The following is a 23,576-nucleotide window of genomic DNA, read 5'->3' as shown; positions in this document are numbered from 1 at the left end:
TATCGCTGCCCGGTCCGCATCCGTCGGTGTGTCGGGGACGACGAGCCAAGGCCGGTCGATCACACGGCGACCCATTGGTTGAGCATGATCCGGCGCTCGCCCCAGCGCAGCCCGTCTGCGAAGCCACCGAGATCCGCCTCAATCCGCACCACGGCGAGACTGCCATAGCCGCCCTCGCCCCGCGGGTTGATCCACCAGCCGGCCGAGCCGTCCCACAGCTTCACCGTATCCTCGCCAATAAGTACAGCATTGCCCTCATGGTAGATCGCATCGCCATCGATCCAATGGTCGGACACGTCTTCCTTGCCCCAACTCTCGCGCCACGAGGCAGCGGCTTCGGCGCTGTAACGCTGGATGAATTGGGCGCGGAAGGCCTGCACGCCGCGTGCGACGAATGCCTCCTGCGCGATTGCGGCGTGGACACCACAATCGACGATCTTGGCATCCACGGCCTCGCACCAGTGGATCGGCCAGGCGGACGGGCCCCAGCTGGAATGTTCGCGCATCCAGCGCGGGCCGGACAGGACGTCGCCGCCGTTCAGCTGTGCGAAGTCGAAGGCGATCAGCCATTCGTGCGCGATGTCGCAACAGGCTGCGCCGTGGTGCGAAATATAGCTGTTCGGGAAAGTTTCCCATTTGCGACCGGGCGAGCCGGGCTGTCCCACGAGCATGAAGCTGCCGCCGACACCGCCTTCCGATGCCCGAACCTCCGCGCTGTTCTTATCCTCGACCAAATACATAGGACATGCTCCTGTCATAACCGCCGGCATCACAGAAAATCAGAAGGTCGCCGGCGCGGGTCCCTTCGGGAAGTTGAACGTTGGATGCGATGATGTCGTGCTCCATGCACAGACGCCCCATCAGATGAGTCTTGCCGCGCCCGATCGGCTGCAAGTCGCCCGTTTCGCCACACTGGCGAACCATGCGGTGCGGTTGCCAGAAGTGCATCGGGATCTCGGCGATGGAGGCATCGACAACCGCCTCGATCATGTCTTCTTCATGCTCCTGTATTTCCAGGATGCGCATCGCCAGCGCCATGGACGGCTGCGCCATGGCCTTGCCGGGCTCGGACGCGATCTGCCGCACGCCGGGTAGCATCGCGCGGGCTAGTTCGGCCGCTTGGGCGATCTTGGAGATGGCATCCTCGTGCCAATCGTCGGGGTACCAGCCGCCGCCCATGTCGAGCATCTCGATCATGCGCCCGCTGAGCTTCTCGATCGACCTGCACCAGCGCAGCATCGATTCGAACAGGTGCCACCATTGCGCCACGCCGACATGGCTGCTGGCCATGTGGAAGTGGATGCCGAACGCGCTGTCAGTTGGCAGACGCTTGACCGCCGCGATCAGCTTGCCAAACGTGGTCGGGCTATCGAGCGGAATGCCGAAGCGCGACACGATGTTGGGCGTGCGAATGCGGATGCCGATATGCTTGGCCGACATCTCGCCGGCTTCCACCGCCGCCACGACGCGGTCGAGATCGGCGACGCTGTCGCAGAACACGGCGTGCATCCGCTCGCGCGGCATCAGCCCTTCGGGCCACCATTTGCCGGGGCCATTGAGGATCACCTGGTCGGGACGGAAGCCGACCTCGAGCGCGGACTGCACCTCGCTCAGGCTGATCGCCTCGGCATAGAAGCCGTTGTCCAATGCGAGCTTGATCAGGCGCTTGTCCGGGTTGGTCTTGATCGAATAGCCGCTGATCACCTCGACATCGTTGGTGCTCAGCCGATGGGCGCGATCCGCCGCCTGCCTGAACAAAGTTTCCGCCGTCGTCTCCATGTAGATGTATTGCGGCGTCGGCATGCTGTCGAAATCCTGCGCACCGATATCGGTGACATAGGTTTCGGGAAGCTCCGGCACGGCGTTCGGCGCCGGCGCGCCCTCGGGCGCCAATGCGACGTCGAGCATGTCGGGGTCGATCTTGTGCAGCCGCGCGGCGAGCGCGGTGAGCCCCGATGGGTGCTTCATCGAATGCCCGACCGCGCCGGCGAAGGGCTCGGGGAGCGGGGGCAAGGGATAATCGGCACGCACCGGCACCTCCAGCACGATCCGCGTGAACTCGGCCGATTCCGCCGGCGCACGCTGCGCGGTCACACCGCTAGCCGCCTGTACCAGCAATGCCGGAAGATTGTGCCCGGCGATCGTCGCACCGTGCACCCAGGCGGGGAAGCGCGGGTTCATTTCGATCAGCCAGAGCTGGTCGGATGCGTCACGCACCATCTCGAGCTCGCCGCCGCCCGTCCAGTTGGTGTCGCGCACCATGCGCCGCAGCGGCTCCAAGAAGGCGGGCGGCACGTTGGATACGTCACCGGCCCAGGTCTTGCCCTCGACGGTTACGTCGCGCTTGCGCATGCTGACCGCGCCTAGCAACTCGCCCTTGTAGGCGGCCAGCATGACCGATTCCTCGTAGCCACTGACATGCGCCTGCAGGAACAGCTTCTCGGTCGACCAGACCTTGCTCAGTGCGTTGCGAACCGCAGTGAACGTATCCCAGGTCGGCGTGCGCGAAGCATCGTAATAGGGGCCCTTCAACCACACGCGCCAATTATGTTCGCGGCAGAACGCGTGCAGATCCCAGTCGCTATGCTCGGTCGACAAATAGGTCGGGATCTTGATCGGCAAGCCGGACGCTGCTTCGACCACGGGCTTGGTGATGCGCTTGATACCGGCCATGGGCGGCGCGAGCAGATTGGGGTGCCCGTCAGGAAACACGCTGCCCAGCCACATTGCCTCCAGGTCGCTGCCCGAGATCCACATGCCGCCGGCGTCAAGCACCTCGCGCACCTTCTCACCATAGTCGTCGAGGTCCAGTTCACCCCACGGCCGCTGGATCCAAAGTTCGTCCAGTTCGTCGTAATGGATGCCAGATACCCGATTGGAATATTCGACGCCAACGATGGTAGCGTCGGGATAGCCTTGGCGAACGGATCGAACAATGCCTACCCCCGGCTGGGGATTACCGCCAGCATAGAGCCCGCTAACATAGATTTTCATTCAATTTCCAAAAGACAAGGTCGGACAGCACCCGCGACTAGTAGTCGCGAGGTGAGCTTCCGATAAGACACGCCGATGGAGCCTTATTTAAACAATTAAAAATTCCGGCTATAACCCGGATCAAGCCACAGAAGATAAAAGAAATTCTCGCCTGTGGTCATGGTTCGCTATCGGCGCTAGGTTCTTCGTATGAGACCGCATTATCCCAGCTACATGAACATGGATCCGTTCATCGACGTGGAGCGCCTAAGAGCGCTTGACGGCTTTATTACGGAGCGCCTGAACCGGCGGCTTGCCGCGGCAGAGGATCGGCAATTCTATACCGGCCCGTTCCTCCTCGATGCCGATGCGTCGCACTTGCCGGGATCGCGTATGATAGAGCTGGCCCGCTCTCGCGAACCGGAAAACTACTATGATCTCAATCGTGCTGAATTGTGGGAGCCAAGTCCCGAGGCTGCGGAGTTCGCGCCGCTAATGGATTTTATTGCCACGCTGCCATTCGCTGCGACGGCTCGGATGCTGATTATGTACGATGCGAGCGGACGAGCCGTTTCCGCCCACAGAGATCACGACAGCAGCGAGCTGTGCCACGAATTCGTCTGGTTCCGCACCAACCGGAGTAAGCCGTTCTACATGCTCGACCCCGATACCGGTGAACGGGCCTATGTCGCCGGACATGCGGCCTGGTTCGATACGGTGAACCAGTTCCACGGTGCCGACGCAACGGGCAAACTCTCGTTCAGCATCCGCGTGGACGGAGTCTTTAGTGAGGAGTTCCGGCGTGCTATCCCGTTTCCTAGCCAGAACCGGGCGGCAGCGCCTAGCATCTGGGCGAACGCGCAGGCGGGTGCTTAAGTTGGATCGTAATTCAGCTCCCAAGCGCGTTGGGCATCGGCTTGGTTCTGTGTGCATCAGCCAAGCCGTCACCGAGGACATGTTTTGGCGTCCGCCGGGACACAAGCACTAGCTTGAATTTTACAAGCAGACGCACTCGGACCGGATCTCGAACCATCCTAACATCCACTGCGACATTGCGGCGAGAACGCAACGCGAAGCTGCGAAAATCCTGATCGAGGTTTGAATCCTCAGACATGCGAGCTTAGCGTACCGGAAGATGCTCGGGGCGCGCAATTGGTCCGGGCGAATAGGATATTGCCTAACCTACGTTGTAAAAAGGACTTTTTCGAGAACCTTTTGTCATTCGTCTCCGTTAGTCGCCTGGAATCCGCAACGGAGACGGGACATGGATGTACAGTCGGTTCTGTTGGCACGACGGCAAACAACACCCGCCATGGAATTATGGGGCGGCCATGAATGCACCGTCAATCGCGTGGGCAACAGGTGGTTCGACCAAACGCGCCGCAGTGGTCACGAGCACCGCATTGAGGATCTCGCGCTGTTCGCCGATCTAGGCATTTGCAAGCTGCGCTATCCCGCCCTGTGGGAGCGGATCTCACCCGCCGATCCCGAACGTTGTGACTTCCGCTGGACCGATGAGCGATTACCGGAAATACGTCGCCTCGGGATGGAGCCGATCCTCACCCTTTGCCACCATGGCAGCGGCCCGCATTACACCGGCCTGCTACAAGACAGTTTTGCTCACGGTCTGGCGCACCACGCCGCGGCAGTTACGGAGCGTTATCCGTGGGTGGAGGATTATACCCCGGTAAACGAACCGCTGACCACGGCGCGGTTCAGCGCGCTGTACGGCTTTTGGTATCCGCATCTGTGCAATGAGACCGCATTCTGGGTGGCGCTGCTCAACGAAACGGATGCGACGCGATTGGCGATGCGGGCGATCCGGCGGATCAATCCCGCCGCGCGTCTTGTCCAGACCGATGATCTCGGCTTCTGCCACGCCTCGCCGCCGCTGCAGCACAGTGCCGATTTCCAGAACGAGCGGCGCTGGATGGGGTGGGATCTGCTCTGCGGCATGGTCGTGCCTGGGCATGCCTTGTGGGAACGTCTTGTCGCCTGCGGGTTGGAGGACCGGCTGCGGACGATTGCCGATGATCCGTGTCCGCCCGACGTGATCGGTGTGAACCACTACCTGTCGAGCGAACGTCTGCTCGATCATCGCATCGACCGCTATGGCGACCGCGCGCTTGCCGACGGTCCGCTCGGCGCTACCGACGGCGTGGTGCACGTCGATGTCGATGCCGTGCGCAATCTTCCGGACGATGTGATTGGGCTCGCCGGTCTGATCGAGCAAGCCTGGGAGCGATACCGCATACCAGTGGCGATCACTGAATGCCATCTCGGCGCGACCCGGGAGGAGCAGGCTCGGTGGTTCATCGAAGCGTGGAGCGATGGCAAACGCTTGCGCCGCCGCGGAGTGGATCTTCGCGCCGTCACGGCATGGTCGCTGCTGGGCGCCTATGATTGGAACCGCATGGTCACTCGCTTCATCGGCCAATACGAGCCTGGGGTGTTCGATGTGCGCGGTGGCACGCCGCGGCCGACCCTGATGGCCAGGGTCTTGAAGGATCTGGCGTCGGGGCGGTGCCCTGATGGACCTGGGCTTCAGGTGCCCGGCTGGTGGGGAGAGCGACGCGACAATCAGGGCAGCTACGCGGTTAGCGCGCACAGCGTCGACGTCACTGCTGCTCCATTGATGATCGTGGGTGACGACGGGGTGCTGACAGCCCTGGCGATCGAGGCGTGCGAAGCGCGCGGGCTGCACTACATGCTGTCGGACGATGTCGCACGGGCATCACAGACGGTCCGGCCCTGGGCGATGCTCGATACACGCGTGCAAGCACCCGGCAGCGCGCTCGATCCTGGCGGCGTCTGCCCACGGTTCGGCATTTACGGCGCTTTCTTTACCACCGAAGCTCCGGTTCCGGGCCAATTGCCTGCGCCGGGCGTCCTCGCGATCGAGCACGGTCCCGTGTTCATCGCGGACGACGACACTGCACTTCCGGCACGTGTCTTGGATGCGCTCGATGCGGACCAGCCGATTTCGTTAGAACCGGGTCCTCCTTGGAAGGGAGTGTACGGACCTTCGCTGATCGACGGAGTGCTCGACCTGCTGCTGGATGGTGCCGCCGGACACATGCGCTTCATCCCGGCCGAGCAATGGTCTCGCGTACAGTTCAGGCACGTGCTCGCGAATGTCGCAGGTTACGATACAGGTGCGCTCCATGAATGGGCGACGGCGTCGAGCGCGGTGTCGCAGTCGCAGCTCCCGCCGATGGAAACTGTTCTGGAGCGCTTCGTAGCGGATCGTCGACGCTTGCGGAGAGCGGTCGAAGAGCGTCTACCGCAACTCTACCTCGCGGCCGCCGAATGACAGGTGAGGACGCGCGATAAAGAACACCCTGCTGCGCTAAGGCAGATCCGCCAAATAGCTGGACCTGAAACGGTACCGACAGGTTGCGAGATTTCTAGTTGGAGGTTGGTTATGGAAATCAGGGGCGCGGGCGGCAATCCCGGAGCCGATCCGGCCGAGGTGAACATGGATACTGATCGCTGCCACGGGATGTCAGGCTGTCATCAAACTGGCTGTCAGTTCTGTCATGCCTCATCATCCCCCAAGGGAAACCCACCATTGGCCCACGCCTGTGGTCGCGGCAGCGAAGCGGATGCTGCCGTGAAAATGACGTGGTAAACGGATTAAGGAAGCCAGCATGGTCAATCAATTGAACACGGAAGACGTGCTGGCGCTGGCGGCCCCCAGGGCTGTGCCGAATGCGCAAGTGGACCCCGGGCATCACTACCCGAAGACGCAGCCCGATGTAATCGCTGCACCGCAGGACGTGGATTATTGCGGCGTGCTCGGGTTGGAAATCGATGCCACGGACACGATCCGAGGCATAGTTTCAGCGAGGCTCGTGGTACCCGTCGCCGCAAGCGGGCCGATGACGTTGCTATACCCCAAGTGGATGCCGGGCTATCATTCGCCGCAGAATCCGATCGAACTCTTTGCAGGCCTCGAAATCAAGGCAGGCGATCTGGTGCTCGACTGGATACGCGATCCCGTCGAAGTCTATGCGTTCCACATCGACATCCCTTCCGGCACGTCGACGCTCGACGTGAGTTTTCAATTCCTTTCTCCGACGACATCGAACCAAGGCGATGTCGTCGTGACGGAAGACATGCTGAACCTGCAATGGGGTCGGGTGCTGCTCTACCCGGCCGGTTATTTCGCGCGCCGCGTCGAGGTACAGGCCAGCATCAAGCTACCAAATGGGTGGCAGTATGCGACCGTGCTGGAGGTCGAAGGACGAGAGGCGGACACCATTCGCTTCGCGCCGGTAGCGCTGGACGTACTGGTCGACTCACCAGTGGTGGCAGGGCTACATTGCCGCGAACTGGTGATCGCCGACGATGGCGACGTCCACATGAATTTGTTCGCGCACCAGGCACATGACCTGGAAATCACGTCCGAACAGGTCGCGCTGCACGCAGCACTGGTGAAGCAATCGGATGTGCTTTTTGGCGCGCGTCATTTCGACACCTATCGGTTCCTGGTGGCCCTCAGTGAGGAATTGGGTGGCGGGGGAATCGAACATCACCGCTCGGCTGAGATTATCGTACCGCCAACGTACTTCACGCAGTGGGAGGCCAACCGTACCAAGCGCGACGTGTTCGCGCACGAGTTTACCCATAGCTGGAACGGCAAGTTCCGCCGTGGCGCCGATTCCTGGACGCCGAGCTTTGAGGTCCCCATCCGCAACAGCCTCATGTGGCTGTACGAAGGTCAAACTCAGTATTGGGGACATGTGCTAACGACGCGCGCGGGCCTGTGGTCGACCGAAGCGTCGCTCGAATCGCTCGCCAAGATTGCAGCGACTTACGATGTACGCCCCGGCGGACTGTGGCGGACGATGGCCGACACCACGGAGGATCCCGTGATCAATGGCCGTGCGCCACTGCCGTGGCCAAGCTGGCAGCGCAACGAAGATTATTATTCGGAAGGCCAACTGATGTGGTTGGCGGTGGACACGCTCATCCGCGAAGCCTCGGGGGATCAGCGTTCCCTCGACGATTTCGCGAGCGCTTTCTTTGGCGTCGACGATGGTAGCATGGTGACGCGAACCTATGATCTGGACGATGTCGTGGACACCCTTAATGGTGTCTTAGAGCATGACTGGGCCGGCTTTCTCGATACGCAGTTGCACCGCCGCGAGGAAGGCGCACCGCTCGAAGGTCTAGGACGCGGCGGTTACCGTCTCGTCTACCGTCATCATCGCACCGATTTCTGCAAGAGCTTCGACGCGCAGGCGGGCCAGTTCGATCTACGCTTCTCGGTCGGGCTGAACATCGCCACGAGCGGGACGGTGCAGGAAGTAATGTGGGGAAGCCCGGCGTTCGACGCGGGCCTGACGTCGGGCGCGCTGATCCAGAGCGTTAACGGACAGGAATATAGCGAGGAGGCGATCGGCGATGCGATCCAAGCCTCACGGAACGGTGATCCATTACTCATGACGGTGAAGGCGCGATCGCAGTCTCGCGCCCGGGAAGTCAATGTGGACTATCAAAGAGGGCATCGGTTTCCGCACCTCGAGCCGATCCCGGGCGCACGGCTGCGGTTGAACGAAATCTTTGAAAGCCGATAGCGTAGGCTTAGGGCATCAAGGGGCTCTGTCAGACCAAGTGCATCGATCGTTAGGCGTGACGGGGTAGTGCGCCTGGCGTGCCTCGCCCCCGCAAGCCTGCCAGTCCTTTTCGCTACTTCAATTCATCGCCCGAGGTGATCCGCCTGGTGGTCATGATGTATGTCCGTTTCCCCTGTCGCTGCGCAACGTCGAGGACCTGCTGTTTGAGCGCGGGATAGACGTCTGCCATGAGACGGTGCGGATGTGGCGGAACAGGTTTGGGCCGATGTTCGCAGGCGACATTCGCCGGCAGCGCGTCTCGCGCATGCGGGGCTTCCGTCACTGGCGCTGGCACCTGGACGAGATGTACGTGAAGCTGAATGGCGAGATGGTCTAGCTCTGGCGAGCGGTGGATCACGAGGGCGAAATCCTCGAGAGCTACATCACCAGGACCCGCGACAAGGACGCAGCGCTTCGCTTCATGAAGAAGGCGCTGAAGCGTCACGGCAGCCCTGAGGCGACAACGACTGACGTTCTTCGCTCCTATCGTGCCGCAATCATTTGTTCAGTGAAACACCTGCCTATGTTCTCGCTGCGGCTCTAAGTCAGGATCCAGATCCCGACCGGTCACCCTCAACGAACCAGATTCTGGTTAGTCTGACAGCGCCCTTAGCTCCCATCTCCTAGCGGGCGGTGCACTTGCTCTTACAGTGCCCGCGACATCAATCGGCATTCTCCGGTATTTGACTATCCTGCACCATCTCCTGCCGAACCTGGCCGTGCGCCAGTAATGCGAACAAGCCCGCACCGCCGACGAGATTGCCGAGGATGGCCGGTGCACTTGATTTTCCCAGCGCGGTGATCACGTCGATGCGCCCAGCCCACAACAGAGTAAACGCTTCGGCTGAGCCGACCACCGAATGGCTGAGACCGGCAACGCCCACTACATAGGTGATGGCAAAGATCACCAGGACAGACTGTTCGCGGGCATTGGGCAGCGTCCATGCCAGGCTCGCAATCATGAATCCGGCCGGAATTGCCATCCAGAACGTCGTGAATGGATCATGCTTCAAGATGACTGCGGACACCTCGATCATGCTATTTCGCAACGAGGGGTCGATTACCGGTAGCGTCGCAAAGGCGAAGGTAGCAGCCGCAGTGCCGATCAGGTTGGCGGTAAGAACGATCAGCCAAAGGCGGGCGGTGCGGCGCGCGGTCTGCCATGCTGGCCGCGTGACCAGCGGCAACATCGCGGTTATTGTACTCTCGGTGAAGAACTGCATTCTTCCGAGGATAACAATGATGAAACCGAGCGGGTAGCCGAGGCTCACGATCAGGTGCCGCCACGGTGCTTCCGTCGTCATGCCGTGTATTGCACCCTGTGCGAGCAGCGACGCATTGATGGCCAATCCAGCAGCAATCCCCGAGCACAGCAACGAGCCGGTTGGCCGTTCCAGTTCTGCCTCGCCCTCCTCGCGAACCGCACGATGAAGCTCTTTGGCGTCCGCGGCCTTCAATTCGTCGATGTCTTGGTTATTTGGTTCAGCCACGGTCCTCGAACGGGCAACAACACGTTTCGGTCCGCTATGACGTTGAGAATAGCGAGCTTAATGATATGCGCAGCCTCTTTGTGCCAAGCGGGCTCTGTCAGACCAAATGCACCGATCGTTAGGAGGGGCGGGGTAGGGCGATCGGCATGTCCCGCCCCCGCAAACCTGCCAGCCCGTTTCGGTACTTTAATTCATCGCCAGAGGTGATCCGCCTGGTGGTGATGATGTACGTGCGTTTTCCGCTGTCGTTGCGCAACGTTGAGGACCTGCTGTTCGAGCGCGGGATCGACATCTGCCACGAGACGGTGCGGATGTGGTGGAACAGGTTCGGGCCGATGTTCGCAGGCGACATACGCCGGCAGCGTATTTCGCGAATGCGCGGTTTTCGGCACTGGCGCTGGCACCTGGACGAGATGTACGTGAAGCTGAATGGCGAGATGGTCTACCTCTGGCGAGCGGTCGATCACGAAGGCGAGATCCTCGAGAGCTACATCACCAGGACCCGCGACAAGGAGGCAGCGCTACGCTTCATGAAGAAGGCGCTGAAGCGTCACGGCAGCCCTGAGGCAATCACCACCGACGGCCTGCGCTCTTATCGTGCAGCAATGAAAGAGCTGGGTAACGAGCAGAAGCAGGAGGTCGGACGCTGGGCCAACAACCGGGTTGAGAACAGCCACCTCTCGTTCCGAAGAAGGGAGCGAGCGATGCTCAGGTTCAGGCGGATGAAGTCGCTACAGAAGTTCGCCAGCGTGCACGCCAACGTCCACAACCACTTCAATCTCGAACGCCATCTCGTCGACCGCCAGACCTACAAGGAACGCCGCTCAGCCGCACTGGCTGAGTGGGGTCAGGTGGCGAGCTAGGCGATCGCGCTCAAAGACCAAAGTGCGTCGTGTGGAGAACGGTTCGCATTAGACTGACAGCACCGTCACCGGTAAACGCGTCAGTTCGACCGTCTCAGGCGTGTTTAGGAAATCTTCTTTCGGAGCGCAGCAGGCGCACTGCCGGCTTGCCGCAGGACGTTTGGTTTGGCCCGCGAGCGCGCGGCGTTCCTGTCGGTTCATCGTCTTCGGTCACTTGTCATTCTGGTCTGCTCCAGCACCCGAGGCCTGAGGTGTACATGCGAAGCGACCACATTCGTAATCGCTTCGACATGATCAGCGCAGACCTTCCAGGATCTGACCCTACGGGTTGCCGTCACCGGCACGGCCACCGAACATTGTGCCTCAGCCCGAAACGCCTATTCACCGGGCTGCGGTCAGCCGCGACCTCTTAGGCTGTTCATCACGGCGATCGCAGCCACGCCGAGGAAGGCAGCGCTGGTCCATGGGCGCGCCTTGGCGAAATTCGTCGCCTTTTCGGTGATCGGCGCGTCGCCGGCGAAGTGCGTTCGGAATGCGTCAGACAGACCAGTCTTGCCGTTGCTCGTTGAAGCCTCCGGTGTGGCAGCGGTGTCGGTCATGTTTTTCTCCATCAGTCGCGTTATGCGCCTTGCGGCAGGTCAACGCGCAAATTCCGTAGGCGGTCCGGGGAGCGCTAAAATATCCCGCTTCTAGGAAACCGCCCCTTCTCCTCTCTTCTTGGTAGGGCATTAGCAGGTCGGGTTTAGCGTGTTAGGTGGCGACGATGTCCCACCGCTTGTTCATCGGCATCCGGCCACCCGCCCATGTGCGAGAAGCGCTGATCGACACGATGGAAGCGCTGGAAGGCGCACGCTGGCAGGACGACGAGCAACTGCACCTGACGATGCGCTTCGCCGGCGAAGTCGAGCGCGAGACCGCAAACGACCTTGCCGCCGCCTTAGCGAGCATCGCATTGCCGCCCTTCGAATTGGAGCTTGAGGGGGTGTCGCAGTTCGAGCGCAAGGGCATGCCGACCGCCATCTGGGCGCGGGTTCGGCCCGCGCCTGAGCTTGAGCGGCTCCGGGCGAAGACCGAGCGGGCGTGTGCCCTGGCCGGACTTGGTGGCGAAACCCGGCGCTTCACGCCACACATCACGATCGCGCGTCTGAACAATCACACCGGCCCGATTGTCGATTGGTTGACGCACAACTCTGGCTTGCGGGCGAACTGGCAAGTTGATGGATTCAGTTTGTTCGAGAGCCACTTGTTGGCGTCCGGCGCGCAGTATGAAGTCGCTGTGCATTATCCGCTGCAGGGGACCGAAAGTCGGACGAACTCGTGATATTCTCCCGATTTTTCTCCACTTCTCACCATCGACGCCGACCGCGGTCGGGAGGCGTCAGTTGCTTCCTAGCACCTGCCCCGAATGTTGGGGGAAGGGCAAGGTGGATCACCGCCGAATAGCAGTTTTCAAAACGACCCCGCGGGGAAAGCGGTAACGCTCCGCTAAGTCCAGCCGGTCGCTACTGTTGCCCAACGAATTCTGAACGAGCGACCGAAGTTGGGGAGTGGAAACGCGCTTTGAGTGACTGGGTCTGGGTCTTCAGAGCATCTGGAGTAACGCACCTCCAAGAAGGATCGGTACCAACAAGAACAGCCCCGCTAATAGCAACGCAAGCAACAGCAGCCGCCCGACGCAACCGCCTCCGGTTGCACGAACCGGCGCAACGGGAGCGTCGTCGCTCGCCGCCTTGCGGATGCTTCTGGCGCGGGCTGCATAGGCCAAGGCCTCGATTATCAGCCCCGGAGTGGGGCGGCGGATCCCGTCGGGGACACTACCGTCGAGTGGCCGTGAGGGCTTTATATCCCGAGCGCTCGATCGGTCATCAAGTTTTGCTGCGGGATCCGCTTCGGGCAGCGAAGGCGGACCCGGGGGGCGATCGGCAGCCCGCCGTAGTCCTGGCCGGGTAGGGGAGGCCTCGCCGAAACGCGCTCCGCACTGCGAGCATGCTGACATGTCTAGCCACAGCCCTGGTGTATGATTCGTGCAGAAGTACCGGACCTGCGCCTCGTGGCACGCTTCGCATTCACCCGCGCTGGTTTGCACAGTTCCGCAGTTCGAACAGCGAAGGACGACGCCGCTCATTGCTGATCCGCACCCTCGGCGATCTCGCCCGCTTCATGGGAGTCGCCAGGTTGCGGAAACACGGCCTCGACGATGTCCGCAGGAATATGCAGCCGATGAACCTGCGGCAGCGAGCCTTCGACGAAGCGCGCAATGGTCGGAATACGCGCGTATGGGCCGAAGGACTCCCGCGGCAGGCGGCGTGACAGCGCGACCGTGGTCAGCATCGGATGCGCCAAGTATGCAGGGTAGATTGCATAGCGTTCCTCCATGTGATCGTGCCCGCGCACCATGTGCGTGACGGGCCGGCCAAGCCGCGCCGCGAGTTCGCAAAACGCACCGAAATCTTCATAGCCGAACTGGCTTCCGCGCGTGAAGCGGTTGGGCATCTTGCGCCGTGCGGTTGGATGGGCGCGAGTCCAGGTGAAGTCGGACAGACATGCGGGATCGCTCCAGTTCCCGGTCTCTTCCAGTCGCGCGTGCAAGTCGCTCAAAGGAAAACCGGCATGAGCAACTAGCAGGCCATCAGGCAAGAACAGCGCATGGGGTGCGTGCGCAAACAGTCTCACAGCAAGCTTGCCGGCGCGCTCAATCCATTCGTGTGCGAGATTGTTATTGAGAAAGTCGGTGAAGTCGCTCGGGGATACGCTCGAAGAAAAGCGGTTGCCGTCGTAGCTTAACGCCTCGTCGTGATTGCCGACAACGACGCAGATGCGGTCGGGTGCGTTGAGGATGAGTTCAAAGACGCGCAGCAGCAGCTCGAGGCCCATTCCTTCATCGTCGAAGAAGTCCCCAAGGAAGATAATGTTGGATGCAGTGGGGGCCTGGTCATCGTTGATTACCGCCAATGCCGCCTCGAGCGCGAGCAGGTCGCCATGCAGGTCGCCGATGATCCACAGCGGAGCTGCGGGGTCCAGCGCGCTCACCTGAATAGCGCGATCGGCCGCCTCCGCGCGGTCGGCATCGAACAGCAGCCCTGGTCCGTCCGCGCGATCGAGTAGTGCTTCGAATGCCTCCACTGTGGTACGCATCCGCGCCCGGACTGCCGTCGGAGAGACCGAACTATGGACAGCCGCCCAGTCGACGTCGTAGGCGTCAACGACCGGGAGAACGCCGGCTGCAGCGGGCGGATCGATTGGCGCGTTTGCGGCGCTCCCTGCCGCATCAGCTGGAATCTCAATCGACGCCGCCGTCACGTCATGCGCGACATCGCTCGGTGTCTCGGCCGGCGGATCGTTCAGCGGCAAGTTCGCCTCGGCTTCGGGAACCTCGTCCATCAGACAGCCCGGGCTGTGAGCGGGAGCTTGGCGACGCCCTTGGCTTCATTGCCGACGGCTACCAGATCGCCGCTATTGAGGACGCGTGCCCCGGTAAGCGCACGGCCGTTAACGAGCGTCTGGTTCGTAGAGGTGCCGACGGGCGTCATCATCCACTCACCGCTCGGATTGCGTTCGATCACACACTGTCGATCGTCCCAGTATTCACCATCGGGGCCGAACTGGCGCATCAGCAACTTGCCGAGTTCGGTCCGCACGGCAATTCGCAAAGACTTGCCGCTGGAGGCAACAAGCTCAACTGCGTTAGAAACCAATGGCATGCGCGCCACGGGGGTCGCTGTCGCCACAGGCGCCGGCTTTGGAACAGATGTCGGTGATGTGACCCGTGCTGGCTTGATCGGCACGGCGACCGTGGGCGGGGACGGCACGAATGCGGCCGCAGGCTTCCTGTCGCGGCCGCTCAACGTCGCGCGTAACTCGGCGGCGGTCGGACGCGCCGCAGGGTCCGGAGAAAGGCAGCGGTGGAGCGCGGCACTTACCTCCGCATTGCTTGCCGGCCACGGCATCTTGCCCACCAATGCCGGAGGTTCAGCTTTGTAGCCTTGGACCAGTCGGGCGTAGTCGGCCTGGTCCTCCGACCAGTACGGATGCCGTCCGGCCAGCAACTCGTAGAGCATCAACCCGCAGGTGAACATGTCGGAGGCGAGGCTGGGTACGGCGCCTTTCAGCAGGTGCTCGGGCGAGCGGTAATTATCCGTGCCGACATAGCCCTGATGACCATGCCATGGGGGACGGCGATCGGCCAGGACCGAGAAATCCATGTCAATCAGCTTCAGCTGGTACTCGGCCGCAATCGTGGGGTCCTCGATCAGATAGGCGTTGGCAGGTTTGAGGTCGGCATGGACGATTTTGACGTCGTGCAGCGCGCCGATGGCCGCAACCAGTACCTTGGCCCAGGTCGCATGGCGCGCCCAAACCGCTGGATCGCTTGTTGGCGCCTTTCTGGTCAGTCGGTGCTGCTCGCGCTCTTCATCCATCACCTGCTGCAGATCGGCGCCGTTCTCAACGAACGTGTATGCTTGGAAATAGCAGGGGCCGCCCCACACCTCCTCGAACGCGTCGACCTGTGCCACGGCAAAATTGTCCGCCTTGCCCTTTATAACACGAGCGGACAGTTCCTTCTGATAGGCCACAAAGTCCCGGTACCAAACCACTGTCGGAGCCGGTGACTTATACTGCTTGAAGAAGACCTTCCTACCCGAAGGCGCCTGTGCGGCGTAGGAAATCGCCATCATGCCGGGGCCGAATACATTCAGTATGCGGTAGCCCCGAATGGTGTCGCCGACCTTGAGCTTCTTTGCCATAATCCGCTCTTACAGCCGCTTCCGGCTGATCAAAGCGCCACCGTCTCTGCCGAGCGCGATACGCTGGCAGCAAGCTGCTTGAGCGTATTGCGAAAGTTGACCGGATCGGCGGTGAACTTCTGCAAGGCTTCCTGCGCGGTCAAGCCATCAAACTCGACGACCTCCCACTCTGACTTGTCGATCTGGCTGAGGCGATCATAGCCCTCGAAATTAGGAGCAAACACGCTCAGGATGATGCGGTTCGCCATGACCACGTTGGCGACGTCCTGCAGCGATCCACCCTTTGCTTCAGGAATTCCCATCGTCTCTTTGAACGAAGCGTCGGTGAAGACGACAACCACCCGGGCCGCATCGCTGCGGTAGCGCCACTTGGTCGCTTCAACGGTCTGCGCGCCCTTCGCAGTCGCCTCCATTGTCGCGACCTTATACAGCGTATCAAGCAGCGACTCCGGTTCATCTCCGCCACCATTCGCCTCAAGGGCGGCTAGCTGCGCTTTGAGCTCAGCCGTTTCACGCACGAAGCTGTTGTCGATCATCCAGGGCAGGCCCTCGCTCTCAGCGCTTTCGAAGTCCCGGTAGCCGACGACCTTGGCGCGCCAGTCCTTCACCGGAGCGGTATTGTTGGCGTCGCCGCGGCTCAGCGAGTCCACGAAAGCCTCAATGTTCTGCCTCAGCGCATCAATACACGGTGCCATGCTGCCGCTGACGTCGACGACGAACACGATGTCGGCCACGCCCTTGGTCTTCCCGCGACTCTGCGGGGCTGGCGCGCTCGGCGCCAGATCAGCACCGCCTGCCGACGCTTCCGGCGGGATCGCCGCGATGGGCGCCTCTGAACCTGCCGCAGGCGTCGGAGCCTCGCCTACGGTCGATGTCTCGACCGGGGCGGTTTCTACGACGTCTTCAGGGCTCAAAGGCTCGGTGCCGCTCATATGATGCTCCGTGATCTCTTGGACGCCGAACATCGGCTCCATTGGAGGGCGAACGAGGGGCGACTCGGTTGGTTCCGGGCTGACGAGACCGGTCGGAAGCCCCCGCAGCCATAAGCTTCGGCTGAACGAGCCGGTAGGATCCGGTGGCCCGGGCGCATAATCTGAATGGCCGTTTGTGGGTATTTGTTGGTTGGGCGGCCGCCGCTCTTATAAAGCAAAGTCGTCAGCCCTGCTGAGCACGACACTTTCTGCGCAGCGCACGCACGTACGCCTCCTGCTCGGGTACTTGGATGGCGCCGAGACGCACGGCACGTACGTCGGCAATTGCCTGCTCGGGGTTAACGCCAAGCTCGACTAGAAGCCGGGCCGCTATCGTGCCAGCTCGACCGAGGCCGCCCTTGCAGTGCACGAAGACATCACGCCTGCTTCGCAGCAGCTTCAGCAGTGCAGGACCCGCATCGATCCAAGTCGCCTCGAATGACGGACCTGGGGCCGTAACGTCCGGTATCGGCAGATGAAACCACTGCATCTCTCTGGAAGTGACAGCCATACCCATACTCTCCACCCGTAGTGCGATCAACTCCTTCTCCTCTACGAGGGTCACCACTGCGGCCGCGCCCCATTCAGCTACAGCGTCAAGGTCGATCTCGATGTCGCGCGCCCATGCGCCCGTCATCGCGGTTGCCTGCCACTTGCCCGGGCAGAAGCTGATGCCGATACGCCCAATCCCTTCGCCCGGTGTGACGGAAGGTATCTGCAATGGGTGAGTGTGGCTTGTTCGGGGCGTCACTCGTGGTCACCTCGCGTGTGCTAGATGCTTCGGCCCATATCGGTTCGCTGCTGCGGCGAGACAATCGTCGAGGTTGGCTGATCGCTCGAATGCGAGCTCATTGCGCTGAGAAGCGTCATTCTTCTAGCTTAACGCGATCGGCTCCGCTGAGAAGCGAGGTGCTGGGCAAATATCTGAGCCGAATACAGAGCGATGGGGTCGCGCGATATCGGCTGGTCACAAATGCATGCCGTTAAGGGTAAGCAGCAAACGATCCAAGTCAGCCGATCACGTTGCTAAGCGTTATACCTAACGGTTGGAGCTTGTGGAGGCTCGGGTTGTTACCTGTCTGAATTGAAGCAGTGGCACGCGACTCAGCTGGTTTTGTGCGTGATGAAACGGAAAAATATGTCAATTGCTCGACGCCTCTCCGGCATACAGATCGAAGCCATCTTACCATTGCCGCTCGGACGCTAAGCGGATGCCCCTTGAAGCGGTGATAGAAGAGGTTTCCGGCCAAGCGGTGGTCATCGGATCGCGTGAGCAGTTGCTGCATCTGCTCGCTGAGGCATCGGAGATCGAGCACACATTAATGTGCAGCTATCTCTATGCGGCCTTCAGCCTGAAGCGTGCAGGTGAACCTGGGGTCTCGTTTGAACTGGGCGAGACGCTCGAGCGGTGGCGCAAGGTAATCATGGATGTCGCCGTCGAGGAGATGGGACATCTAATGATAGTCGCCAATCTGACGGTGGCGATCGGCGGACGTCCCCATTTCGGACGCCCCAACTTTCCCGTGGCGCCCGGCTACTTCCCATCTGGCGTTGCAGTACGGCTGACCGGGTTCAACGCCGAGACGCTCAAGCACTTCGTTTTCCTGGAACGCCCCCAGGATACGCGCGGCCAAGACAGCGCCGCCTTCGAACAGGATGACTACTGCCGCGAACAGGCGCATCTCGGGCTCATGCCGAGTGCGCAGGATTATGCGACGATCGGCCACCTGTACGAAGCGATCCGCACCAATTTGATCGCAGTCAATCGCGAACTGGGCGGAGACGTGCTGTTCCTCGGTGGTAAGGCGAGCCAAATAGGTCCACCGGCTATCGATCTCGATGGAGTCGAGCCGATCGTCGATATCGCCGGGGCCGGGCGGGCGATCGATATCATTGTGGAGCAAGGCGAGGGATCGAGCGCAGATCGCGAAGAGTCGCATTATCGCAGCTTCCTGCAAATCCAGCGGGAGCTCGATGCTGCTGTCGCCGATGATCCTAACTTTGCCCCAGCCTGGCCAGCCGCTAACAGCCCCGTGCTGCGCCAGCCGCCGGAACCCGAGGGCAAGGTGTTCGTAAATCATCCGCAGGCGGCCGAACTGCTGGACTTTGCGTGTTCGACCTATGGGTTGCTGCTGCGATGCCTCGTCCAGTGCTTCGCTCGTTCGGGCAACCAGATCGAGCGGGATCAGGCCTCGCTTATGAGCGCCGCGATCGAGCTGATGCACGTTCTTGGCGCCGCATCCACTGCGCTGGTACGGCTCCCGGCGACGCGCGAGGGGAGCGGCGTTCACGCTGGCATGACCTTTACGATGCTGCGTGGTGTCGAGCCGCTGCTGCCCGGCAGGGTCGAACGGCGCTTGCTACTGGAACGGGTCGACGCGTTGTCGCGCACACGGTGTAAACTGCCGAATCACGTGCGCCAAGCGATCGCGCGTGCATCAGAGCAAATCGAGGCGCTTGAATGAGTGACCTACCGAAGTTCGCTGCTATCGTCTTGCTGACGTTCGAGGTCGAGGCAGTTTCGATCTTCGACCAGGTGCCGTCGATGCAGCGGCTGCTACGCCGGCGGGGTCAAACTGGTGCCGAGCACGAGGGAGGCTGATGCTCCGGCAATCGCAAGCCGAGCTGCGGGAACGCTTCCGAAAACGCCTCGTGTGGCTCCACGCAGTTACATTGGCAGGAGTTCTGATCATCCTTGGCGCATCTGTGTCTCCGGAAAACTTTGGAATGCTGCGCAGGATCGGCGTCTTTGCGACGCTGCTAGGCGGCGGCGCTCAGATCTGGATAAGCATCGCACATTTGCGCAGGCCCCGTTAAGCGGACTGCTACGTGCACGTGAGCCGATGCTCTAGTTGGTCTCGCCGCCGCCCTGCTTTCTCCCTTCAAGCTCGTCCAGAACCGCCTCTGGGGCGATATCCCGCTCAACTTCAGTCATTTCTGCAGGAACAGAGACCTGCATTTTTTCTGCGATTGCGTTCACAACGACGGCGAGCTTGGTCAACTCATGCTCCGCCAGAAGGTTGATGTGCAGGTCCAAATCCGCTCGCTTGTCAGCCGCTTGCTGCATCCTGTTTTGGCTGATCAGGACGAAGGTTGAGAGAAAGATAGCCTCAACGGAGGCTTCAGACGCCAGAATCACGAAGCTTGGGTCGAATGGCTTGAGCCAAGGAACAATGCCCGAATTCACTGCAATCCAGGCGGCATAAACAACCAGGTGCAGGTACACGAAGCGCATGCTGCCAGTGAAGGCGGTGATCGCCTGAGCGACCCGGTCTTCCAACGATGCCGATGCAGCCTCCATCGCTTGACGCCGTTCGAGTGCCGCGATGTTACGCTCGAGAGCTTCACTAAGTTGGACTGGCCCAGGTGGGGGCACCAATGGCTGCGTCATTGATCACCTCCGGAGCACGTGTCTATCCCGCGGCGCTCCAGCTCCCCAGCCAAAGCGGCTGACCAAGGGTCGCCAGCCTGTCCGTGGCTAACGCAGTACTGCACGACCAGATCGCGGTTACTCAGCAGGATCGCGTGCATACGGTCGCATTGGAGCATCGCTTCGTCTGCATCCGCCATCCGCCCTTCAGTGCGCACACCCTCGGCAAAAGATTGGATGGTTCCGACGTATGACGGTCCATGTTCGTCGAGCAGAGCGCGGCCGAGTTCGTACAGCTGGCCAGGAGTCGAATGATCGCTCATGGGGTCAAGCTCCGCCAGGCGGCTTCGGCGTCATCGATCGCCAGGAAGGTGTCGTCGTCGACCTGCTGCGTGAATAAATGGGCCCGCACTGTTTCTGCGTCCCCGTCCGCCGGGAACGTGTGATCTGCACGCGCGGCGTTGGCGAGATCGTCCACCCAATCGCCGCGGTTGCGCTGTGCGAGCAGCCAGCTGGCAAAGGATTCGCGCTGGTGACGGTAGCTTTCTGGTTCGTTCTCGTCTGCCATGTCATCCCTTGATACGCCGTCGCGTTGGCGGCCATTATCTACCCCTTGAAAGATAGCGGACTCAGCCCAAACGTCGATACCGAGCGGTTGCATCGTCCGTGCCCATCTCCACTGCCCAAGCGTTGATCTGGTCGACACTTGGAAGGATAGAACCCGGGCGAAACCACCACCGCTGATCTTACCGACACGAACGATCCCCGCAAGGCGGAGAAGCTAACCAAAGAGGGCCGCGACATCGATCATCTAAATGGCGCCTGGTGACTAGCTATCATTTGCTCATTAGGTGCTTAGACGCGTGTGCGGTGACCCTCGATCCCCATACTGCATTCTGTCTGGTCAAGCTAAGCACCAGTGTTGCCTATGGCCATCGCAGGGAAGATCAGTAGACATTACTGCACCCCCTACGGATTGGTCCAGGATCATGCGGGTTTGTAAGGCAACGGCAGGTGCTGCGATCAGGTCCGTCGTTCGCTCGTTCAGCGAACGCCGCGCAGTTCTGAACGACGACGTGATCACTAAGCCCCTTCCGGCGCGACCCGATCAGTTCATCGAGATCTATCTCGCCGAGCGCTATGGTGTGTCGCACGGCGATGGCCAGCGGGAAGCCTCACCCGAGATGGTCGTCGTCGGACCGCAAAGCTACCGCAGCACCCAGTTGTTCATGACGGGCGAGATCGACGTCTTCACGATCCGGTTCCAGCCAGGCGGCTTTCACGCATTATTCGGCATCGACATGTCGGAGATCGTCGATGAAGGCGTCAACGCTATGGATATCGTCGGCGCCGCATCTGAAGTGCTTCGTAGCATGGTGCTCGGCGCGGCGGATTTCGACGCGCGCGTGGCCAGTGCCGAGCGGTGGGTCTATGATCGTGTTGCCATTGCCCGACCGCTCGACGCAGTCGCTCATGCAGGTTGGCTGTTGTCGCGGACCGGCGGGCGCCTCAGGATCGATGCGCTCGCCCGACACTCAGGCTTGGGTGAGCGGCAATTCACACGTCGGTTTACAGCGCAGGTCGGGCTTCCGCCGAAGCTCTATGCTCGAACTATTCGGTTCAACGCCGTACTGGCGGCCAAGGAGGCAAATCCCGCAGCGGTCTGGACGGACCTTGTACACGATGCAGGGTATGCCGATCAGGCGCATTTCATCCGCGACTCCCACGCATTTAGCGGCACAACGCCCGCGCGCTTCTTTGCGGAATGGTCAGGCCCATGACGGATTCGTTCAATCCGGCCCAGTTTCTCTTGGCTAGTTCTCCCGCATCAACGGGAGTGACAAGTGATGACACGACGCGATCTGGCCATCAGTTTGATGGCGTTACCCATGATGCCCTTAGCGGCGAAAGGAGCGACCATGGCATCAGACGATGTAACGCGAAAGGTCGAGGATCTACTCGACCGGTGGCTCGCAGCTTGGAATGCATCCGATATGGACGCCATGTTCGCTCTGTTCCGGGCTGATGCGCACTGGGTCAACATTGTTGGCATGCACTGGAAGGGGCGTGCAGAAGTCGAGCATGCCCACCACGTCTATTTCGAGCTCATGTTCAAAGGAGTGCACCAGTCGTTAGAAGCGATCGAGTCCATCGTGCCTATCGCAGGTGGGGCCGTGACTGTCGTCGCGCGGTGGTCGCTGGGCGCATTCAAGACGCCGGATGGCCACCTCAATCCGCCGAGCCGTGACAGAATGTCATTGGTGCTGGCGCCTGAAGGCGATCGCTTTGTGATCGTCCACGGCGCCAATATCACGATTGTGGAGGAGGCGCAGCGTTTCGACCCGACACTGAAGGGCGTCCAGTCGTGATCGCCGGGTGTATCAAAGCCATGATGACGGGTACCCTGTTGATCGTCGCATCGGTTACCACGCATGCAGCACCGGCTCAGGAGATGAGAACCATGCTATCATCCCAGGATGTGGCCGCCATCGAAGCAATGGTGCCGGCTATGGCAGCTGCTTGGCGAACCCACGACGCGGCGGCCTATGCCCGGCAGTTCGTACCGGATGCCGAGCACATCAACGCTTATGGGATGTGGTGGCGTGGCCGCTACGAGATCGAGCAGGGGATCGCGTTTGCTCTGACCCGGATCTATGCGGACAACCCCATCGTGGCGAGCGACGTCACCGTGAGCGCGGTCACGCCAAAGGTCGCGATCCTGCAATATCGCTGGCGGCTGAAGCCATACTCTGACCCCGACGGGACGCGCTATGCCGATCCGCAGGGACGCGTGACCGATGTTCTGGTTCGGACTAAAGAGGGGTGGCGCATCCGAAATTTTCAAAGCACGTTCATCAATCCGAAGGTCCCTCAGCCGCGCTGAGCCATCCCGGCGAGGGAACCCAAGTCCGACTTCATGACAGCAACGAAATTCGAAGTCCGCTCCGTCGTACAATCTCGAAGCTCAATGAACGATGCTTCCGCAGCGAGCCGGTACTCCGGATCTGTGCACCTGGATCACATCAGCTGTCTAGCCGGGTGGCGGACCCACAATTCTACTCGAAAGCACGAACTCAGTGGATGGGAGCGTCAGTTGAGCGCTGTCGTGACCTGGCCGCTGTTCGTAGCCAACCCCCCAACCAAGCTTGAGGATGTGTCGTTTATGCTGGGGTGTGTGGGTCGGCTGCCAAGTCAACCAGTGTTGATCAGCCAGCCACCTTCACCAAGCTGTACGGTACAAACTTGCCCAAGGTCACAAACCCGCGCTGGAAGCGAGCCCCGCGATCCAGCAGTTTGACAGAGTCGATGCTGCATAGTTGCGAGCCAAATGTCTGCGTGAGCAGGATGTCGTCGTCGCGCAGTGTCTCAGCGCCGGAGCGTGGCTCGTTGACGTAGACCTTTCCGCCTGCCTTGTAGATGATCGCTCTGCCGTCGATGATCTGGGTCGAGTTCACGCTCGACAGGCTGATGCAGTCGGTGGGCTTGCCAGCAACTCGGCCGGCGAGAACTTTTTGCAATTGTAGTTCTGGAGTATCGCGAGGG

The 23,576-nt window shown here is 61.0% G+C and carries 22 protein-coding genes and 1 pseudogene; 11 read left to right on the top strand and 12 right to left on the bottom strand.

Going from position 1 to position 23,576, the window contains the following annotated elements; translation table 11 throughout:
* Positions 1-59: 59 nt before the first annotated feature.
* Both NV382_RS10070 and NV382_RS10065 read right to left on the bottom strand, forming a co-directional pair.
* On the bottom strand, positions 60-740 hold the full coding sequence (locus NV382_RS10070) for a hypothetical protein (RefSeq protein ID WP_260596622.1): 681 nt from the start codon (positions 738-740) through the stop codon (positions 60-62).
* Complete coding sequence (locus tag NV382_RS10065; protein WP_260596621.1) at positions 721-2,994, bottom strand: ATP-grasp domain-containing protein; 2,274 nt, start codon at positions 2,992-2,994, stop codon at positions 721-723. Before NV382_RS10065 ends, NV382_RS10070 begins: the two co-directional genes overlap by 20 nt.
* A 219-nt stretch (positions 2,995-3,213) precedes the next feature.
* On the opposite strand from NV382_RS10065, the gene NV382_RS10060 reads away from it, so the two are divergent.
* The 4 genes and pseudogenes from NV382_RS10060 to NV382_RS19770 all read left to right on the top strand — a co-directional run.
* Positions 3,214-3,849, top strand: a complete 636-nt coding sequence (locus NV382_RS10060; RefSeq protein WP_260596620.1) for a hypothetical protein — start codon at positions 3,214-3,216, stop codon at positions 3,847-3,849.
* 475 nt (positions 3,850-4,324) lie between these two features.
* Positions 4,325-6,286 carry a glycoside hydrolase family 1 protein gene (locus tag NV382_RS10055; RefSeq protein WP_260596619.1) on the top strand — a complete coding sequence of 654 codons (1,962 nt, stop codon included), beginning with the start codon at positions 4,325-4,327 and terminating at the stop codon, positions 6,284-6,286.
* 337 nt (positions 6,287-6,623) lie between these two features.
* Positions 6,624-8,555 (top strand): M61 family metallopeptidase, encoded by a 1,932-nt coding sequence (locus tag NV382_RS10050; RefSeq protein ID WP_260596618.1) that lies wholly within the window; start codon positions 6,624-6,626, stop codon positions 8,553-8,555.
* 77 nt (positions 8,556-8,632) lie between these two features.
* Positions 8,633-9,093: pseudogene (locus tag NV382_RS19770) on the top strand (IS6 family transposase); the annotation flags it as partial.
* A gap of 163 nt (positions 9,094-9,256) precedes the next feature.
* Here the strand turns inward: NV382_RS19770 and NV382_RS10040 are convergent.
* On the bottom strand, positions 9,257-10,084 hold the full coding sequence (locus tag NV382_RS10040; protein WP_260596616.1) for a formate/nitrite transporter family protein: 828 nt from the start codon (positions 10,082-10,084) through the stop codon (positions 9,257-9,259).
* Positions 10,085-10,230: 146 nt separating this feature from the next.
* On the opposite strand from NV382_RS10040, the gene NV382_RS10035 reads away from it, so the two are divergent.
* Positions 10,231-10,947: an IS6 family transposase gene (locus NV382_RS10035; protein ID WP_260596615.1), complete on the top strand. Its 717-nt coding sequence runs from the start codon at positions 10,231-10,233 to the stop codon at positions 10,945-10,947.
* A 395-nt stretch (positions 10,948-11,342) separates the two neighbouring features.
* On the opposite strand, the gene NV382_RS10030 is transcribed toward NV382_RS10035, so the two are convergent.
* Positions 11,343-11,546, bottom strand: a complete 204-nt coding sequence (locus tag NV382_RS10030; protein WP_260596614.1) for a hypothetical protein — start codon at positions 11,544-11,546, stop codon at positions 11,343-11,345.
* A gap of 176 nt (positions 11,547-11,722) precedes the next feature.
* Between NV382_RS10030 and thpR the strand changes: the two genes are divergently transcribed.
* Positions 11,723-12,268 carry an RNA 2',3'-cyclic phosphodiesterase gene (gene thpR, locus NV382_RS10025; protein ID WP_260596613.1) on the top strand — a complete coding sequence of 182 codons (546 nt, stop codon included), beginning with the start codon at positions 11,723-11,725 and terminating at the stop codon, positions 12,266-12,268.
* Between the two features lie 800 nt (positions 12,269-13,068).
* Here the strand turns inward: thpR and NV382_RS10020 are convergent.
* The 4 genes from NV382_RS10020 to NV382_RS10005 form a co-directional block, all read right to left on the bottom strand.
* Positions 13,069-14,328, bottom strand: coding sequence for a metallophosphoesterase (locus tag NV382_RS10020; RefSeq protein WP_260596612.1), 1,260 nt, complete (start codon positions 14,326-14,328; stop codon positions 13,069-13,071).
* Positions 14,328-15,692 carry a protein kinase domain-containing protein gene (locus NV382_RS10015; RefSeq protein ID WP_260596611.1) on the bottom strand — a complete coding sequence of 455 codons (1,365 nt, stop codon included), beginning with the start codon at positions 15,690-15,692 and terminating at the stop codon, positions 14,328-14,330. Before NV382_RS10015 ends, NV382_RS10020 begins: the two co-directional genes overlap by 1 nt.
* Before the next feature lie 29 nt (positions 15,693-15,721).
* Complete coding sequence (locus NV382_RS10010) at positions 15,722-16,624, bottom strand: vWA domain-containing protein (RefSeq protein ID WP_260596610.1); 903 nt, start codon at positions 16,622-16,624, stop codon at positions 15,722-15,724.
* A gap of 223 nt (positions 16,625-16,847) precedes the next feature.
* Complete coding sequence (locus NV382_RS10005) at positions 16,848-17,384, bottom strand: cyclin-dependent kinase inhibitor 3 family protein (RefSeq protein ID WP_260596609.1); 537 nt, start codon at positions 17,382-17,384, stop codon at positions 16,848-16,850.
* A gap of 490 nt (positions 17,385-17,874) precedes the next feature.
* Between NV382_RS10005 and NV382_RS10000 the strand changes: the two genes are divergently transcribed.
* Together NV382_RS10000 and NV382_RS09995 are read left to right on the top strand one after the other, a co-directional pair.
* Positions 17,875-19,128 carry a ferritin-like domain-containing protein gene (locus tag NV382_RS10000; protein ID WP_260596608.1) on the top strand — a complete coding sequence of 418 codons (1,254 nt, stop codon included), beginning with the start codon at positions 17,875-17,877 and terminating at the stop codon, positions 19,126-19,128.
* On the top strand, positions 19,125-19,265 hold the full coding sequence (locus NV382_RS09995) for a hypothetical protein (RefSeq protein WP_260596607.1): 141 nt from the start codon (positions 19,125-19,127) through the stop codon (positions 19,263-19,265). The genes NV382_RS10000 and NV382_RS09995 overlap by 4 nt, the downstream gene beginning before the upstream one ends.
* 246 nt (positions 19,266-19,511) lie before the next feature.
* Here NV382_RS09995 and NV382_RS09990 read toward each other — a convergent pair whose 3' ends face one another.
* From NV382_RS09990 to NV382_RS09980, 3 genes are read right to left on the bottom strand one after another with little or no spacing between them, the layout of a single operon-like run.
* Positions 19,512-20,054 (bottom strand): DUF1003 domain-containing protein, encoded by a 543-nt coding sequence (locus NV382_RS09990; RefSeq protein ID WP_260596606.1) that lies wholly within the window; start codon positions 20,052-20,054, stop codon positions 19,512-19,514.
* Entirely contained in the window at positions 20,051-20,356 is a 306-nt protein-coding gene (locus NV382_RS09985) for a hypothetical protein (RefSeq protein ID WP_260596605.1), read from the bottom strand. Before NV382_RS09985 ends, NV382_RS09990 begins: the two co-directional genes overlap by 4 nt.
* On the bottom strand, positions 20,353-20,601 hold the full coding sequence (locus NV382_RS09980; RefSeq protein WP_260596604.1) for a YozE family protein: 249 nt from the start codon (positions 20,599-20,601) through the stop codon (positions 20,353-20,355). The genes NV382_RS09985 and NV382_RS09980 overlap by 4 nt, the downstream gene beginning before the upstream one ends.
* Before the next feature lie 577 nt (positions 20,602-21,178).
* Here NV382_RS09980 and NV382_RS09975 point away from each other — a divergent pair.
* The 3 genes from NV382_RS09975 (at position 21,179) to NV382_RS09965 (ending at position 22,917) form a co-directional block, all read left to right on the top strand.
* Positions 21,179-21,814, top strand: a complete 636-nt coding sequence (locus NV382_RS09975; protein WP_260596603.1) for a helix-turn-helix domain-containing protein — start codon at positions 21,179-21,181, stop codon at positions 21,812-21,814.
* 66 nt (positions 21,815-21,880) lie between these two features.
* Positions 21,881-22,402 (top strand): SgcJ/EcaC family oxidoreductase, encoded by a 522-nt coding sequence (locus NV382_RS09970; protein ID WP_260596602.1) that lies wholly within the window; start codon positions 21,881-21,883, stop codon positions 22,400-22,402.
* Between the two features lie 23 nt (positions 22,403-22,425).
* The gene (locus tag NV382_RS09965; RefSeq protein WP_260596601.1) at positions 22,426-22,917 is read left to right on the top strand and encodes an SgcJ/EcaC family oxidoreductase; all 492 of its coding nucleotides are present in this window, start codon (positions 22,426-22,428) and stop codon (positions 22,915-22,917) included.
* Between the two features lie 322 nt (positions 22,918-23,239).
* Here NV382_RS09965 and NV382_RS09960 read toward each other — a convergent pair whose 3' ends face one another.
* Entirely contained in the window at positions 23,240-23,551 is a 312-nt protein-coding gene (locus tag NV382_RS09960; protein WP_260596600.1) for a hypothetical protein, read from the bottom strand.
* Positions 23,552-23,576: the final 25 nt, after the last annotated feature.

Source organism: Sphingomonas endolithica, from assembly GCF_025231525.1.
Classification (GTDB): Bacteria; Pseudomonadota; Alphaproteobacteria; order Sphingomonadales; family Sphingomonadaceae; genus Sphingomonas; species Sphingomonas endolithica.
Note: the sequence above shows the minus strand (reverse complement) of the source record. Positions and strands in the feature narration are given on the sequence as shown.